The sequence below is a fragment of the Marinospirillum insulare DSM 21763 genome (assembly GCF_000686905.1).
GTDB lineage: Bacteria > Pseudomonadota > Gammaproteobacteria > Pseudomonadales > Halomonadaceae > Marinospirillum > Marinospirillum insulare.
The window spans coordinates 170,099-185,371 of sequence record NZ_JMLW01000001.1 but is presented as its reverse complement, the minus strand read 5'-3'; the positions used below and the strand labels follow the sequence as shown (position 1 = coordinate 185,371).

General features: G+C 42.5%; 19 protein-coding genes. 2 read left to right on the top strand and 17 right to left on the bottom strand.

Translation table 11 applies throughout. The features are described from left to right. Positions 1-13: 13 nt before the first annotated feature. The 3 genes from BP27_RS0100935 to BP27_RS0100925 are packed head-to-tail and all read right to left on the bottom strand — an operon-like array spanning position 14 to position 4,529. Positions 14-1,420 carry an efflux transporter outer membrane subunit gene (locus tag BP27_RS0100935; RefSeq protein WP_051610074.1) on the bottom strand — a complete coding sequence of 469 codons (1,407 nt, stop codon included), beginning with the start codon at positions 1,418-1,420 and terminating at the stop codon, positions 14-16. Between the two features lie 5 nt (positions 1,421-1,425). Further along, complete coding sequence (locus BP27_RS0100930; protein WP_027849939.1) at positions 1,426-3,378, bottom strand: MacB family efflux pump subunit; 1,953 nt, start codon at positions 3,376-3,378, stop codon at positions 1,426-1,428. Further along, entirely contained in the window at positions 3,378-4,529 is a 1,152-nt protein-coding gene (locus BP27_RS0100925) for an efflux RND transporter periplasmic adaptor subunit (protein WP_036238939.1), read from the bottom strand. The genes BP27_RS0100930 and BP27_RS0100925 overlap by 1 nt, the downstream gene beginning before the upstream one ends. Positions 4,530-4,819: 290 nt before the next feature. Here BP27_RS0100925 and BP27_RS0100920 point away from each other — a divergent pair, with 290 nt between their 5' ends. Continuing rightward, positions 4,820-5,278 (top strand): class I SAM-dependent methyltransferase, encoded by a 459-nt coding sequence (locus tag BP27_RS0100920; RefSeq protein ID WP_245597794.1) that lies wholly within the window; start codon positions 4,820-4,822, stop codon positions 5,276-5,278. Here BP27_RS0100920 and BP27_RS0100915 read toward each other — a convergent pair. The 10 genes from BP27_RS0100915 to BP27_RS16600 form a co-directional block, all read right to left on the bottom strand. After that, positions 5,250-6,047 carry a hypothetical protein gene (locus BP27_RS0100915; RefSeq protein WP_027849936.1) on the bottom strand — a complete coding sequence of 266 codons (798 nt, stop codon included), beginning with the start codon at positions 6,045-6,047 and terminating at the stop codon, positions 5,250-5,252. The two genes, BP27_RS0100920 and BP27_RS0100915, sit on opposite strands and share 29 nt — an antisense overlap. Further along, positions 6,044-6,922: a metal ABC transporter permease gene (locus tag BP27_RS0100910; protein ID WP_027849935.1), complete on the bottom strand. Its 879-nt coding sequence runs from the start codon at positions 6,920-6,922 to the stop codon at positions 6,044-6,046. The genes BP27_RS0100915 and BP27_RS0100910 overlap by 4 nt, the downstream gene beginning before the upstream one ends. Further along, the gene (locus BP27_RS14760) at positions 6,922-7,587 is read right to left on the bottom strand and encodes a metal ABC transporter ATP-binding protein (RefSeq protein ID WP_051610073.1); all 666 of its coding nucleotides are present in this window, start codon (positions 7,585-7,587) and stop codon (positions 6,922-6,924) included. Before BP27_RS14760 ends, BP27_RS0100910 begins: the two co-directional genes overlap by 1 nt. Continuing rightward, on the bottom strand, positions 7,587-8,483 hold the full coding sequence (locus BP27_RS0100900) for a metal ABC transporter solute-binding protein, Zn/Mn family (RefSeq protein ID WP_027849934.1): 897 nt from the start codon (positions 8,481-8,483) through the stop codon (positions 7,587-7,589). Before BP27_RS0100900 ends, BP27_RS14760 begins: the two co-directional genes overlap by 1 nt. Further along, positions 8,480-8,986 (bottom strand): hypothetical protein, encoded by a 507-nt coding sequence (locus tag BP27_RS0100895; protein ID WP_027849933.1) that lies wholly within the window; start codon positions 8,984-8,986, stop codon positions 8,480-8,482. The genes BP27_RS0100900 and BP27_RS0100895 overlap by 4 nt, the downstream gene beginning before the upstream one ends. Then, the gene (locus tag BP27_RS0100890) at positions 8,973-9,281 is read right to left on the bottom strand and encodes a hypothetical protein (RefSeq protein ID WP_027849932.1); all 309 of its coding nucleotides are present in this window, start codon (positions 9,279-9,281) and stop codon (positions 8,973-8,975) included. Before BP27_RS0100890 ends, BP27_RS0100895 begins: the two co-directional genes overlap by 14 nt. A gap of 40 nt (positions 9,282-9,321) precedes the next feature. Continuing rightward, on the bottom strand, positions 9,322-10,134 hold the full coding sequence (locus tag BP27_RS0100885) for a DUF4198 domain-containing protein (protein WP_027849931.1): 813 nt from the start codon (positions 10,132-10,134) through the stop codon (positions 9,322-9,324). Positions 10,135-10,169: 35 nt separating this feature from the next. After that, on the bottom strand, positions 10,170-10,691 hold the full coding sequence (locus BP27_RS0100880; protein WP_051610071.1) for a DUF2271 domain-containing protein: 522 nt from the start codon (positions 10,689-10,691) through the stop codon (positions 10,170-10,172). After that, positions 10,688-11,317 (bottom strand): PepSY-associated TM helix domain-containing protein, encoded by a 630-nt coding sequence (locus BP27_RS0100875; RefSeq protein WP_084324468.1) that lies wholly within the window; start codon positions 11,315-11,317, stop codon positions 10,688-10,690. Before BP27_RS0100875 ends, BP27_RS0100880 begins: the two co-directional genes overlap by 4 nt. 260 nt (positions 11,318-11,577) lie before the next feature. Next, complete coding sequence (locus BP27_RS16600; protein WP_051610069.1) at positions 11,578-12,573, bottom strand: MobA/MobL family protein; 996 nt, start codon at positions 12,571-12,573, stop codon at positions 11,578-11,580. Positions 12,574-12,818: 245 nt separating this feature from the next. Between BP27_RS16600 and BP27_RS0100865 the strand changes: the two genes are divergently transcribed. Beyond that, positions 12,819-13,082, top strand: coding sequence for a hypothetical protein (locus tag BP27_RS0100865; protein ID WP_027849928.1), 264 nt, complete (start codon positions 12,819-12,821; stop codon positions 13,080-13,082). 483 nt (positions 13,083-13,565) lie between these two features. On the opposite strand, the gene BP27_RS0100855 is transcribed toward BP27_RS0100865, so the two are convergent. The 4 genes from BP27_RS0100855 to BP27_RS0100840 all read right to left on the bottom strand — a co-directional run bounded on the left by BP27_RS0100855 (position 13,566) and on the right by BP27_RS0100840 (position 15,257). Continuing rightward, entirely contained in the window at positions 13,566-13,814 is a 249-nt protein-coding gene (locus tag BP27_RS0100855) for a hypothetical protein (protein WP_027849927.1), read from the bottom strand. Between the two features lie 72 nt (positions 13,815-13,886). Then, entirely contained in the window at positions 13,887-14,168 is a 282-nt protein-coding gene (locus BP27_RS0100850) for a DUF503 domain-containing protein (protein WP_027849926.1), read from the bottom strand. A gap of 10 nt (positions 14,169-14,178) precedes the next feature. Then, complete coding sequence (locus BP27_RS0100845; protein ID WP_036238937.1) at positions 14,179-14,913, bottom strand: ElyC/SanA/YdcF family protein; 735 nt, start codon at positions 14,911-14,913, stop codon at positions 14,179-14,181. A 41-nt stretch (positions 14,914-14,954) separates the two neighbouring features. Next, entirely contained in the window at positions 14,955-15,257 is a 303-nt protein-coding gene (locus tag BP27_RS0100840; RefSeq protein ID WP_027849924.1) for a CopG family antitoxin, read from the bottom strand. Positions 15,258-15,273 lie beyond the last annotated feature (16 nt).

Genomic DNA, 15,273 nt, shown 5'->3' with positions numbered 1-15,273 from the left:
TTTGAAAACGCTGCTAGTTTATTTCTGCTTTCCAACCACCACCTAACACCTTATACAAACTTAAGCTGGCATTTAGGCGGTTTTGATAAAGCTCTAGCAACTGGTCTTCAGCTTTTAATTCATCTAGTTGGGCATCTAGCAGGTTGGTTAGCTTTTCTGCACCTGCCTTGTATAGGCGTTCAGTATTAGTCGCAATTAAACGGTTTTCTTCTATCAGTTTTTGTTGCTGAATTTCTAGTTCCCGGGTTAGCTGTTCATTACTAAGAGCATCTTCCACTTCAGCTAAAGCGGTTAAAACAGTTTTATAATAGCTTAATAACATTTCTTGTTGCCTCGCTTCGCTTAATTCTATTTGGCGGCGACGTTTACCAAAATCAAAAATACTTTGTACCAGGTTGGCACCTAAACTAAGGTTTTGCGTTGGGTCGCTAAAGCTAAAATTGTCACTGGCTAACCTAGCCGAGGCATTCAAATTAAGGCTGGGATAAATGGCTTTTCTAGCCACTTCCACATTAGCTTCTACTGCTTTTAGTTGTGCTTCTTCGCGGGCTAAATCTGGTCTACGACTTAAAATATCAGTAGGTAAGCCTGGGTTGGGGCGTGGAATAGTTAACCTCATTAGCTGAGCTTCAGGCGGTTTAAATTGCTGCGGAGATTCACCCAAGAGCAAGGCTAAAGCATGGTTAGCTTGTAGCTTTTGGTGAGTTAACTTTTTTAAATTGGCTTGTCTAGTTAGCACCTGCTTGCGCTGTCTGGCAAGTTCAACCCGTGTAGCGCTGCCACGTTTATAACCTGCTTCAATAAATGCTAATTGCTGCTCAGCCGCTTGCAAATACCAAACAGCATTGCGCTGTTGGCCATCCGCGACTAACCAGTTAAACCAACCACTGGCTACTGCTGCTGTTAAGGTTAAACGGGTGGCGTGCCAGTCATACACTTTACTGGCTAGGGTGGCTTCACTGGCTGCACGCTCAGCGGCAACCCGACCCCATAAGTCTATTTCGTAGCTGGTGCTTAAACCTAGGTTAGATGACTTGCTAGAGCTTGCAGATTCGCCACTCTTTTTACTAGAGCCTAAAGACCCGCCCAAACTAGCATCTAAATGTGGCAAAGCATTGGCACGGGTAACGCCCAACTGGGCTTCTGCCTGCAAAATTCGCTGTTGAGCCATTTGTAAATCTGGGCTGTTTTCTAAAGCTCTAGCAATTAACTTATTGAGATCAGGGGATTGAAACGAGCGCCACCAATCACTATTAGCTGCGGTATATTCTAGGGTTGCTTCTTCTGCCGCCTGCCATTCTTCACTTAATTCTACGGGTAGGGTTTCATGCTTGGGGTTATATCCACAGCCAACTAACAACCCCAGACTTAAGCTGAAGATAAATAGAATGCGTATTTTTTTTATAAACCAAAACAGCATTACCGCTACTCCGAAGACAAAGCTTTAACAGGATCTAAATGCGCCGCTTTGCGTGCGGGTAGAAATCCAAAAATAAGCCCTGTAGCAAAAGCACAGCTAAAAGCTAACACCACAGGAAAAACTGAAAAGTAAACTGCCGTACCTAAATAACCCACTAACCAAGCGGTACTTAAACCTATAACTACACCTAACACACCACCAAAAGCTGAAATGGTTAAAGCTTCAATTAAGAACTGTTGCAAAATATTACGTGTGCGTGCACCTGTCGCCAAACGTATACCTATTTCTCGGGTGCGTTCATTCACCGACACCAGCATAATATTCATAACCCCCACACCACCCACCAGTAATGAAATAGCCGCAACTGAGCCTAATAAAAGCGTGAAGGTATTTTGCGTAGCGGTGACATTATCTATTAAAGAAGCCATATTACGAATTTGAAAATCTTCAACACCGTGGCGGGCTAACATTAATTCAAAAATTTTATCTTGGGTTAAGTCCATTTGGCTAACATCGTCTACCGCTACGGTTACGTTACGTAAAAAACGCTGCCCAAAAATACGTAAGCTGCCAGTGGTATAGGGTATAAACACCACATCATCTTGGTCCTGCCCCATAGGCGAAGCACCGCGCTCACTCATAACCCCTATCACCTGCAACAAAGTACCGCCAGCCATAACGTACTCACCCAAGGGCGATTGCTTACCAAATAAATCATCTGCTACGCTTTTACCTAGCACCGCAACCGTGGCATAGAGGTCTTCATCTTCTTGGCTAAAAAACACACCTTCAGCAACTGGCCATTGCCTAACTAAAGGAAAAGAGGCCGAGGTTGCATTCATGCCAGTGCTTTTATCTCGGTTACCGTAACGAATAGTTTTAGTCCCCGTTAACTCTGGAATGGCAGCAATTAAATTAGGTACTTCTAAATTGATTGCTTGCACATCTTCTGGCACTAGCGTGGCAATGCTCCAGCGGCCCCGTTGGTTAGGCGCACCCGGGCGCACTAATAATAAGTTGCTACCTAAAGAGCTAATACGCTCAACAATTTCGTTTTTGGCACCATCACCAATGGCCAACATAGCAATCACCGAGGCTACACCTATCACTATGCCTAATAGAGTTAAAAGAGTACGGAATAGGTTGCGATGCAGGGCTGTAAAGGCGGCTTTAGTGGATTCCCAAATATCAATAAGAGGTTGTTCTTTTGCTGCTTCGGGTAAAGGTAAACGGGCTTTAGGATTGTCTACTGCTGCAGATTTTTGATCACTAACAATTTCGCCATCACGAATTTCAATGATACGGTCAGCATGGGCAGCAACTTCAGGGTCATGGGTAATCAGCAATAAAGTATGCCCTTGAGCTGATAGCTCTTTTAAAAGCTGCATAACTTCTATACCACTTTTACTATCTAACGCGCCGGTGGGTTCATCGGCTAGAATGATTTGCCCACCATTCATTAAAGCCCTAGCAATAGAAACCCGCTGTTGTTGACCACCCGATAACTGCCCTGGTAAATGGTCGGTTCGGTCACTTAAACCTAATTTGGCTAGTAGCTCTAAAGCTCGGGTGCGGCGTATGGCTGGTGGTTGCCCTGCATAAATCGCGGGTAATTCCACATTATTAACAGCCGGCGTGCCAGGCAATAAATTATAACTTTGGAAAACAAAACCAAAAGCATCACGGCGCAGGTGGGCTAATTCATCTTTGGTTAGTTGGTTAACTAGCTGGCCACGGAAATAATAGTCACCCGAACTTGGTCTATCTAAACAACCCAAGAGGTTCATTAGGGTAGTTTTGCCCGAGCCAGAGCTGCCGATTATGGCAACAAATTCACCTTCATTAATGGTTAGGTCAATTCCCTTTAACACCTGCAAGGTTTGATCGCCGTTGCTAAAGCTGCGGGTAATATTGTCTAGCCGAATTAAAGGTGTAGCTTTTTGCTCCTGCTTTTCCATTAACGCATCATTCCCCGCATAGAGCTAGCACTCGGTTTTTTAGAAGCTGCCCCCGTTTGCAGTAAAAGGGTTTCACCTTCATTTAAACCTTCTACTACTTCAGCTTGAATCCGATCATTAACCCCTAGGGTTACCTGCCTAACTTCTTGGTGGCCATCATCATGTAAAACGGTAGCTTGATAACGCTTGTTATTTAAAGGCTGCAAAGCCGCGCTAGGCACTAACAAAGTGTCTTTTGCTTCTGCTACTACAAAAAACACCTGAGCAGTCATCTGCGGCAAAAGTTGATTGCTAGGGTTGTCTACATCAAAAGGTGCATTATAAAGCACTACATTGTTTTCAACTGTGGGGGTTGGCTCTATACGCAACAATTCGCCTTGCCAACGCTGACCACGACTACCTAAGGTTGTAAAATAAGCTGACATGCCTACATTCAAACGACTAATGTCCGCTTCAGAAACCTGAGTTTCTACACGCATTTTGGTTAGGTCGGCAATTTGTAAAATAACGGGAGCTTGCTGATTAGCATTTAAGGTTTGCCCTTGACGCGCATTAATAGAAACCACGGTACCGCTTATGGGAGCCAGAATACGTGCGTATTCAAGGTTAGCTTCATCGGCAGCTAAAGAAGATTGGTTTTGTTCTATTTGTGCTTCTAACTGTTCGACTTGGGCTTGAGAGGAAATAAAGCTAGCTTCAGCCTGTTGCAGGGTTTCTTCGGTAACAGCTTCATCTTTACGCAACATTTTTTGGCGCTGAAAATGCTGGCCTGCTAATTTTAACTGAGCTTTACGGTCTTTAAGCTGCGCCGCCTGCGCTCGTAATTGTGCACGACTAGCGGCAACATTGGCTTCTAAAACACGCGCATCAATTTCTGCTAATAACTGACCCGCTACAACTTCTGTTCCAACTTCCACATGCAAATGAACTAGCTGCCCAGAAATTTGCGCACCCACATCAACATAATTTTTAGGATTGAGCGTACCCGTTGCGGTGACTAATTCTTGTAAATTACCACGCATCACCTTAGCTGTAGGCAAGCGCTTTTCGTCTTCATTACTATTCAAATACCACCAAGCAACAGCAAGTATGGCTAGCAGCAATAAAATTATACTAACAACCACCCACTTCTTATTTTTTGAACGCGCCATAATGCTGGATTTTCCTCTAACGCCTGCTTATTCCTGTAAACTGAACAGTCTAATCTAATTCAGGAAATTATTTAGTGCTGCCTTGCCCCTTGTGCCACTCAAACTCAACTCACTTATGGCACACCCAAACCCATAAACCCTTGCTAGGGCGTGAGTACCATTGTTGCGAAGTCTGCGACCTGATTTTTGTGCCACCTAGCTTTCATTGGGATAAACTTGCTGAAATAGCTATATACCAGCAACATGAAAACAATCCTAATGACCTTGGCTATCGGAAATTTTTAGACCGCATGAAGCAACCAATGTTGCAGCAGTTAGCTTTATTAAATAAACCTAAAGACAAGATCAAAGGCCTAGATTTTGGCTGCGGCCCTGGACCAACACTCTCGCTGATGTTTGAAGAGGCAGGGATTTGCTGCACTAACTATGACCTTTATTTTGCTAACCACCCTACCAAGCTGCAAGAGCAATATGATTTTATTGTTAGCACTGAAGTATTTGAACACCTAGCCCAACCCGCAGCAGTAATAAGCCAGTTAGTTAGCTGCTTAAAGCCCCAAGGGGTTTTGGGCATTATGACTCAACGCCCAACTAGCTTGGTAGCCTTTCAAACCTGGCGTTACCTAGTAGACCCTACCCACATTAGTTTTTTTAGTGAAGTTTGTTTTAACTGGCTAGCTAAGCATTGGCAACTCGAACAAGTTTACCTCAGCAAAGATGTTATTCTTTTAAGGCGGATTGCAAACTAACTTTTAATGCTTCCAACCAAGCTTCTAAACTATCTACTTTAGGGCGGGTTAAAGGATCTACCACCCAAGTTTTTTGGCTAGGGTTAGCTCGGCTAGCTATAACTAAATCTGCATTGTCTAATTCAACTAAAGGCAAGGCTGTTGCTTGGGCTAAAGGCATTAGCTTTGCATCGGTTAAAGCTAGCGAGTTAATTTGGTAAGTGAATAAAAGCTCATCAACCACTAAAGCCATTTGCTGTACTTGGCGTAGAGTTTGCTGACGATTTTGACTTATTTGTTCTGCATAGTTGGGCCATAAACGGGTTAAATCTTTGGCTGCAATGTTAATCATTAACAGCAGATTGTTACTATCTAACCAAAAATATTCAGGTTCGCTAATTCCTTGACGCTGGCTGATGCCTGCACCACCCGGAGCAATTTCTTTAGCTAAGTCTATGGCCACTAAGCGAATATTTTTTTGGCGCAACAAGGGAAAAATCGCTAAGTCAGGTAATACAGACTCCAAAGTTAATACTGCCTCACTAGTAGTTAACTCGTTAGCTCCTACTCGATTCAACCAAGCTGGAATACGGTTAATGGGTAAACGCTTAGGTGGTAAATAATTAACTTCTACCTGGGTATCTGCCAATAAAGCGCTAGCAATTAAATGGGTGACAGGGGTCGCTGTAGTAACACTGGGCTGGGTAGTGGCAGTTTGCTGATTAACTGAACAGGCAGTGAGAATCAATAAAGATGCAATAACCACCAATAGTTTAGACTTTAACTTCATACCAGCGACCTCCAACGACGTATAATTAAAGAAATAACAAACCCACTAGAGGCCACCAGCACTATCGCTGCACCTGAAGGTATAGGTAACGCACCTGCCATGGGTAATATAATTCCTAGTAAACAGCTAAGCGTGGCAAAAAGAATGGATATCCAGAAGAACTCTCGCCCTGTGCGGCTAATCATTCGAGCGGAAGCAGCAGGAACAAGCAATAACGCGCCCACTAAAATAGAGCCAATTATTTTTACCGACGCAACAGTAATTAGAGCAATCAGCAATACAAAAACATAGTCATAAAAACGTACTTTAATACCCCGAACCTTAGCTAAATCAGGCACTAGGCTGCTAATCAAAGCACGATTACCACTGAAAGCCATCAGTACAATACACACCAGCGCTAGAATAAACATAACCAAGAGGTCTTGGTCTTTTACGGTAAGAATTGAGCCAAAGAGCACGTTTTCTAAAATATGTACGTTCACTTTTTTTGCTACATATAAAAGCAAGGAAGCACCCAGAGCGATAGCAAAAGCCAAGAAAACACCAACTAAAGCATCGTAAGGAATTTGGGTGCGGCTTTTAATCCAGTGAAGTAAAACCGCAAATACCACACAAAAAGCAAACAAAGCTGCCAAAGGTTGGGTGGCAGGTTCACCTAGCAAAATCCCTAAAGCCACACCAGTTAAAGCACCATGCCCTACTGCCTCAGAAAAAAAGGCTAAGCGCTTAACTACCACTAAAGGCCCTAAAGCACCCAACAACGGCCCTACAATTAAAGACGCAACCAACGCATTGGTTAAAAAGCCATAGCGAAACATTTCTGGCAGATAACCTGCTTGCTGCAATCCAAAAACCAGCTCACGCAAAGCATCCATTAAGGCTGATCTCCTTGAATATACAGGCCATTATCCACACACCAAACTTGGTCGGCATATTGGGCAACCCAGTCTGGGTCATGATGAATAACTAACAGAGTTGCTCCCTGCTCACGCAAACCCATTATTTCCTTATTAATTAGCTCTTGAGCTTGCTGATCTAAACCCGTCATAGGTTCATCTAAGCACCAAAATAAAGCATTACGCTCTAAGGCTTGAGCAAACAATAAGCGTTGACGCTCACCGCCCGACAATTCGCCTAAGCGTAAATGTCCTTTATCTTGCATACCGACTCTTTGTAGCAAAGCGTGCACTTGGTTTAAATCAGCTTTTTTTTGCCAAGCAAAAAAGGGTCGCCGAGTTAGGCTAGCCAACAAAAACTCTTTCACACTTATAGGTAAAGAAGCCTCAAAGGCCGTTTGCTGCGGCACATAAGCAATTTGTTGAGCCTGAGCGCTTTGATCAGCTCCTTGCCAATGGCGTTCAACCTGGCCTTGGTGAGCCGCCAAGCCTAAAATTATTTTTATTAAAGATGATTTGCCCGAACCATTAGCACCCGTAATCGCATGTAACTGACCAGGGTTAAAGTAAGCATTGATTTTAGGTAGTAACTCAACACCATTAAGGGTTAGGCTTGCATCTTTTAATTCAATGGCAGGCCCCATTAGCTATTGGCCTTAGCAGCAAGGGCTAGCGCTTCTACCAGTGTAGACAGGTTATGTTTCATTTCACGCATCACTTGGTTAGCATCATATTCGCCATAAGTCATGTGCGAAAAATGGTAAATCTGAATCCCGGTAGCTTCTTCAATAACATCAACATAACGGTTATCCATATCTAACTCAGTAAACAAAACCTGAATGTTGGCATTGTTAATGCGCTGAATGGTCGCTTGTAATTGACTAGCGCTAGGTTCAACACCGTGGGCTGGCTCAATCACCGTATCCACACCGATACCAAATTCCTGTAACAAGTAGCCATAAGCGTTATGTGTGCTTGCAATGCGCACCCTGCTTAGGTCTACATCTAGCAATTGGTTACGATAGGTGTTTTTTAACTGGCGTAATTCGCGGGCATAGCGCAAAGCATTTTTTTGGAAGTAGCTGGCGTTGTCTGGGTCTAGCTTTGCTAGCTCTTTAGCAAGGGTGTAAACCTGACGTATAGCAGCATCAATCGACACAAAACTGTGTGGATTATAATTAGTATTACCACCACCAGAAGAAAGTAGTGGTACGTCCTTATTGGCATTAATGACAGTTAAGTTAGGTAAATCCAAACCTTCTAAGGCATGAACCGCAAACTCATCGTGCCCTATCGCATTTAAGACCAGCGCATCCATGCTACTTAAACGCTTAATATCTGCTGGCTGCAATTCATAATTATGCGGGTTAAAGCCACTTTCAATTAAAGGCAAGACTGTAGCTCTATCACCTACCACTTGTGCGGCATAACTATAATAAGGATGTAAAGTAATACCCACCACTAAAGGCTTAGCAGCTACTAAACTAGGTAAAACTATTAAAGCTAAGCAGCTAATAAAGCGTATAAAAAAAGGTTTCATGGGAGATTATCCATTCGTAGCCAGCTACTTAGTTGATTACAAGTATCTGGAAACTCGATTAATTCAGGTGTAAAAAAAATTCTAGCAGGTGCATTCCTTGGCAAGCTCAATGCAAAAGCAGCGGTTGTTTTAGGTTGCAATAAAAAAAAGCAGTTTTGATCAATCGCTTGCCAAGCCTGCAAAGTTTGTCCTGCAAATACCGGCAACAATGCCTGCTCAGTTAAACTCTCCAAAGTTAATGATTCACCGTCTAAAAAGCTTTGCATAAACTCAATTTCATCTGCAGCAATGGATAACTCCAAAAGCAACTGACGCTCTAGGGTATTTAAACTGGCCGACGGGTTATCTTGTAGGGCAGGCGTTTGCCTTGCCCAAATACCTAATGCACCCAACAATAAAACTCCAAGTATAAATAAGGTTACCCAAACACTTTCTAGGCGACCGTCATCGGGGCGAACGACTTCTATGATTACCTTTTCAGCTTTAAGGCTAGAATTCGACATAATCAAACTCAGCTGGATCTTCGTGGCCAGCATCAAATTGAATATAAAACTCACCTTTAGGCCAGTTGAAGCGAGCTACGGAGCTACCGTCCGCAGCACTTCGTGCCAGCTCCTCATCGTCATAAGAGTAGATAACTACCTCTTGCCCTTGCGCTAGAGTCCCATCGCTAAAACCCACCTGACATGCAATTTTTTCGCCCTCTCGGCTACAGTCCATTACTGGATAATGTGCCCAAGCTGAAAATGAAGCCATAGCCAAAAGCGCTAGGCCTGCACGAATCAATTGTTTAGTCATAGTGGGAATCCTTTATTTAATTACATAAGCTCAAAAGTGATTACTGGGATAAAACTTCAAAAGTTAGGTGGTAATTAACCCCTGCCGTATCAGCCAAAGGGCTATCTATAGCTTTACGCATACTGGTCATTAACAAATGCGGTCCTGCTACTGTTGGTTTAAAAGTAACCACACCCTCTTTATCGGTTTTTAAATTCATTTGGTCACGTGAATCACGCCATGCCGTACCGTGGGGGGTAATTTCCACATCTAAATTAGCTAGGGGCTTACCATCAAAAGTAAACTTAAAGCGTGTATTTTCTTTCGCTACCACATCGCTGGGGTGGGTTAACGGGTGCAATTCAAAACCTTTGCCTGTTGCTTCAAGTACCTTGTTGCTGGGTGCGCCTTGGGTTACATAAAAAGCAGATAGGGTTTGCACTGCGGTGGTCCTAACATTTTTAGCGCCTTTAGGAACTTCAGCTTCTTGCTTGTTAGCAAAAATACGGCGCTTAGTATTGCGTGAGCCTATTTCATAGGTTGTGAAATAACGCTGGGGCGTGCTTAATTCCACTTTATAAGTACCGTCAGTATCAATTTCTAAATCAAATACACTACGGCGCTTGCCTTTAAAATAAGGTCCCATGCGTTGACGGTCGCCATTTGGTTTATAAATGCTAACGCTATCTAACCCCAACGGTTTATCAAAAGTAAACACGCCATGCGCTGCGGTGGCATCCACCGTTATCCAAAAAGATTCTTCAGTGGAAAGGTTAAATTCGCTGGGCAACATCCACAAAGGGTGGGCTTGAACACTCGGTGCTAACAAAGCTAATGACAAGGCTGCAGCGCCTAGCCAATGACGTTTTTTCATGGTGAAACTCCTTAATTAATAACTACTCATGCTTTTTATTGAGTAACTTTTATGGTCATGCTGCCCAATTCTTCAGCAGCCTTAGTGGTATAAACTTGATCATTTTGGCTTTTTCCACCAAGCGTAATCGTTTGGCGAACCCAACTACGGCTGCCGTGTTCTCTGGAGGCTTCAATATTTAAGGTGTAGTCACCTGCAGGCACTGCCTCGCCTTGTTGATTAGTCGCATCCCAAATTACTTGATGTTTACCCGGACGGCGCGTTGCACCCGTTACGCTGTCTAATTCACCTTGGTCATAACGCCCTGCTTTACGCCACCAGCGGCGCATGTCTTTTAACCAATCGGCTTCCTTACGCCATACAGCTACAGTTTTTACGGTTTGGTCATTTTCATCTTCTACCCACACGGCAACGTAAGGGCGATAATTCATCGAACCTTCACTGGCTGGCAAATTAACTTCGATACTCACTTCAGCAGCTGACACATAAGACACACTGGTTAAAGTGCTTACTAATAACAAGGCAGCCAGCTTGTTTACTTTTTTTATTTGACTCATGACAGCATCCAAAAATAAAGAACTACCATTAATAAAGTGCCGAACCCACTCAGCAATAAAGTGCGGCTACGACGTTTAGGATGAAATAAAACCAACCAAAAACCTGTTAAGGTAAAAAACAACATCACTACTGCTGACAAATCTATAAACCAGCTCCAAGCCTTACCGCTATAACGCCCCATGTGTAAGTCATTCACTACGGCCATCCAGCCCAGTTTTTGATTTTCATACCAAACCAACTGCTCTGCAGGGAACACTTCTACAGCGGTATAGCCACCCGGGCGCTTTACATCTAATAAAAGCAAAGCTTCATCGGCATACCATTCCACATTTAATTCACCATCCGATAAACCCTGATCTTTTTTTAACCACTGCCAAATGGCCTTTCCCTGCATTTCTGCACTAATGGTTTCAATGGGTATTTCTGCAAACTTTTCAGCCAAAGCTAATTCCATTTCTTGCGAGGCTTGCGGTGTAGGCAACCATTGGCGGTTATTTAACGTGATACCAGTTAAAGTAAAAAACAGCAGAATAAATAGCATTAGCATGGAGCTGTATGCATGTAACGGACGAACCCAACGCTGACTGCGTGAGAGTTTGTATCTAGGAAAAGAAAAACCTTTCATAACCACCAACTGCAATGAGAATGATTAGCAATAATTTAAGGATCGCAGCTTAACGCGATTAAGAAACATAATCAAATAGCAATTGTTTAGGAAAGGAGAACAAAGAAAGGAAGCTGACCCAGAAAATGGAGATAAGATGTAATTGGTTTTTTTAAATTGAGTTGTGACAGCCTACAACGAACCAGACCGCAGACGAGGTAAAAAGCTTATGCCAAGAAATTAATTACAGCACCCTTAAATACGAAGAGCCCATTAACAGCTCATAAACCTGGTTCATTATTTCTGTTATTTGCTTGGCCGCTAAGGTTATGTACTCGTGTATTTTCCGCTGCTTCATTTGCTGCATCTTCAACCACCCATTCAGCTTCAAATTCTGCCATCAAACGGTCACTGGCACTAAGGGTATCATCCTTCTGATCTACAAACGTAATGCGCTCGGACTGTGGTAAATTTATAGGTTCAGGATCTGGTGGCTCAACATCTTCTAAATAACGCTGGTATTCTTTCTCACGCTCAAGTTTTTCTAAATAGATTTCGTGATACAAGCTATCAAGCTCATCTTTTACCTCGTTATATTCTTTTATTATGTTGTTTACAGCGACTCGCTTAGGATTTCCATAAGTTTTGATTTGTGGTTTTCGGTTTAGAATACCTCGAGCTTTAAAACTTCGATGGGTTATTTCTTCATCAAAACCATTAAGCTCTAATGCTTTATTGACTAGCTCACACCAGTAACTTTTAAGTGAATCTAATTGCTGCTTATAGCCTAGGAGACTCCTTTCTTTTCGGGCTGTATTTGATATATCAACTATACTTTTATTACCTAGCTCATAGTAAGTGGAACAAGCTTCGCGCGTTGTTGTTAGAAAGTGTGCATGAGGATTTTTACTCTTAGCACCATGAAGACAAAGATCCACTGCTACGCCATAACGGATAAATATTTCTTCAGCTAATTCAATTGCCAATGCTTGTCGTTTAAGCGGATCCAACTCCCTTGGTAGGGCTACAATGTACTCACGAGCTACCGTACTATCTTTGCGTTTTTCAGTAGCCTCTGCTGTATTCCAAAGTTCATCTCGACAACCAGCCCAGCCGAATATAAAAGCACCATCAATATCATTCTTATCTGTGTAATCGTATGTTTTACCAGTTCGCTTATCTACTAGTGTCGTACCTGAGCGGTACGCCGCTGCTGCTACCGCAGATTTTCCTTTTGAACGCTGTACGACCCTGGCATGAAAATGAAAAATAGCCATGAGCAACTCCAAGATTTATAAATGGGTTAAATACAGCTATAACCACAATCTAAATACTTGAACCTGTGCTTAATATTTTTCAGCTAAATGAACAGATTGAATCAAAAAACTTTGACTCCTAAGTGCGCAACCCCCTAGTTCTTGGCACACATTAAGTTGCAGCTTTTAACTTTTGCTCTTGTGCTTTCGCAGGCATAAAAATACTCGCTACAATCTAAGTACATCAAAAAAATATAGGGTTGAGCATGAAAACACGTAAACTTGAACAACAGATAGCAGAACAAGAAGCAAAAACAGCACGGCTTGAAACACGTCTTAAAGAAGCACACAATCAACGATTCAAACTTCTTGGGATGGTAGCTGAAGAACTATTGAATGATCCTAGCTTTAAAACTGCTTTTAATGAAAAAGCATTGGAACTATTAAGTTACAATGAATTAAAAGAATTGGAGCTAACTGACAGATACGGTAACGATATTGCCGAGCGTTTAACGAGCGTCAGCAAATAAAAATTGCCACTAAACCCCATGCTATAATTCAACTATCTAGCCAAGAAGCTTAAGCGATTTGGCTAGATTGCTTTAGGTGTACAGCTTGTAAGGTTCAGCTAAGGTGTCGCTGCATAAGAGGCTCTTCGCATTTAAAGTGTAGAAAGACTCTAACTCACTAGAAAAGGAGTCGGGTTTCTTAGACAAGGTTAGTTCTCACAAAAAACCAAGTCCCCCTGACGTGTATAATCTACCTTTTGCAATTAAATACACTCGGTCTTGCTGCAACTGGCCAGCATACTAATGAAAATCACGCGGTTATCGAGTGCCACTTTAGTTATGCTTGCTGCTGTTTTTAGCATGAGGGTACCAGCAGTTGATGAACTACCGCATTAGCCATCTATCTGAAGCAAGTAAAGCAGGACTGGGTCAGTTATTTTCAGACGAAGCAAGAAGCTTATTAAGCACTCATAAAATTAATCACATCGCCCGAACCTTTAATGGTTAAGCTAGGTGCAAATAACAAGGAGCGCCTGTTGGGAGAATCACTTCTTTAAGGTTAGGACAATTAACCAGAAGCAGGTGCATGCCAGCTTGGCACTGACTAAGGTCTAGATGGGTTAGGTGTGGGGCATTCCATAAATCAAGGTTTTGGACTTGCTTATCTGAACATTGCCATTCACGGAGCTGAGTGTTTTCTAGGTATAAACCCCCTAAAGAATCTTTTTTTGAAACTGCAAATTGCTGTGCCATATTTTGTCCCTCTGTCTAATCTTGGCTAGCTTGAGGGATAGCTACGACAAATCATGTCGCCAAGCAAACTAATTAAAGAAATTCTCTTACAGCTTTAATAACACGCCCATCAACACTGCTCTGGATTTTTTCTTCTATTTGGCTACATAAAGATTCAACATCCCGCTTAGAATTGCCCACCACTACAAAAGACCATTCGCTCGACTCGTGCAAATCATGTTCGCCACTCTCACAAACTGCTACAGCTGGGTTGCGCCCAAAACGCTCATGCATACCACCCATACGCTGCCGCTTTTCTTTTAACGACCTACAGCCAGGCAGCGAAAAATTTAAAGTTAAAATACTTAGATGCAAGCTCTTCTCCTTATTTAAAACGCTGCCATAGACTACCCCAAAACTCATAAGCAGCTCGTTCACTTTTTAAGGCAGCATGAGCATTTATTCGCCAATCAGATTTATTAGCACTCATTTTTAACGCGGGTGCAGCGATAGGGGTTAGTTGCTGTTCTTCAAAAAAACGCATGGCACGAGGTAAGTGTGAGTTTTCAGTAACTAAAGCAAAGCTTTTTCCATAAAGCTCGGAGCACATTACTACTGCTTCTTCTTGAGTATCTCTAGGGGTGGGGTAAACAAGTACTCTGTCTTCTGCTACTCCCATGCTTAAAGCTACTTCCAGCATAACTTCAGCATGCGGGCGAATATCGCTACTGGCATAACCAGACACTAATAACTTAGCTTGAGGGTTGGCCTGCAAAATCCGCAAGCCTTCAATTAATCGAAATAAGCTAGAAGAACACAATTGTGCAGCTGGAGGCATTTGTTTGTCAGTACTATGACACCCTCCCAAAACCACTACTGCTGCAACTGGTTGATCAAGGTTAAACTGTGGATAATCTTCTTCAAACGGTCGAATCAATTCATCACTAGCAGGTTGCCAGCTGGTAAGTGCTAATAAAATTCCAGCAACAATAATTAGTCCTCGACTTAGCTTAGGTACACGCTGCCAGGTAATTAAACCAGCAACTAACAAAAGCAGAGTTAAGGGAATCGGCATTAACATCATGCCTAGCATTTTTTTAAGGTAAAAACCTAGCTGCATAAATGTCCTTATTTTTTGTGTCGCTAATAGATTAGTTAAGCTTATGCCTGTTCTTTGATTTCTTCTGCAGCAAGCTCTTTTAGTAAAAGCTTTTTCTCAGCATCAACAAAGCGTTTTAGCACCTGTTTCATTAATGGCTGGTAGCCTAACCCTCTAATTTGAGCAATGTTTTTAAGGTCTTCTAATAAACCTTTTTGCAAACGAATTGAGATAGCTTGTAAAGCTAAGGCATCATCAATCACTTCAGATTCAATATTTACCTTTTGAACAAAATCTTCATCGCGACCTAGCAAGCCTTTTTCCCAAGCTTCTACGGTTCCTTTAACTTTATAAGACTTAGTCATTATCTTTCTCTCCATA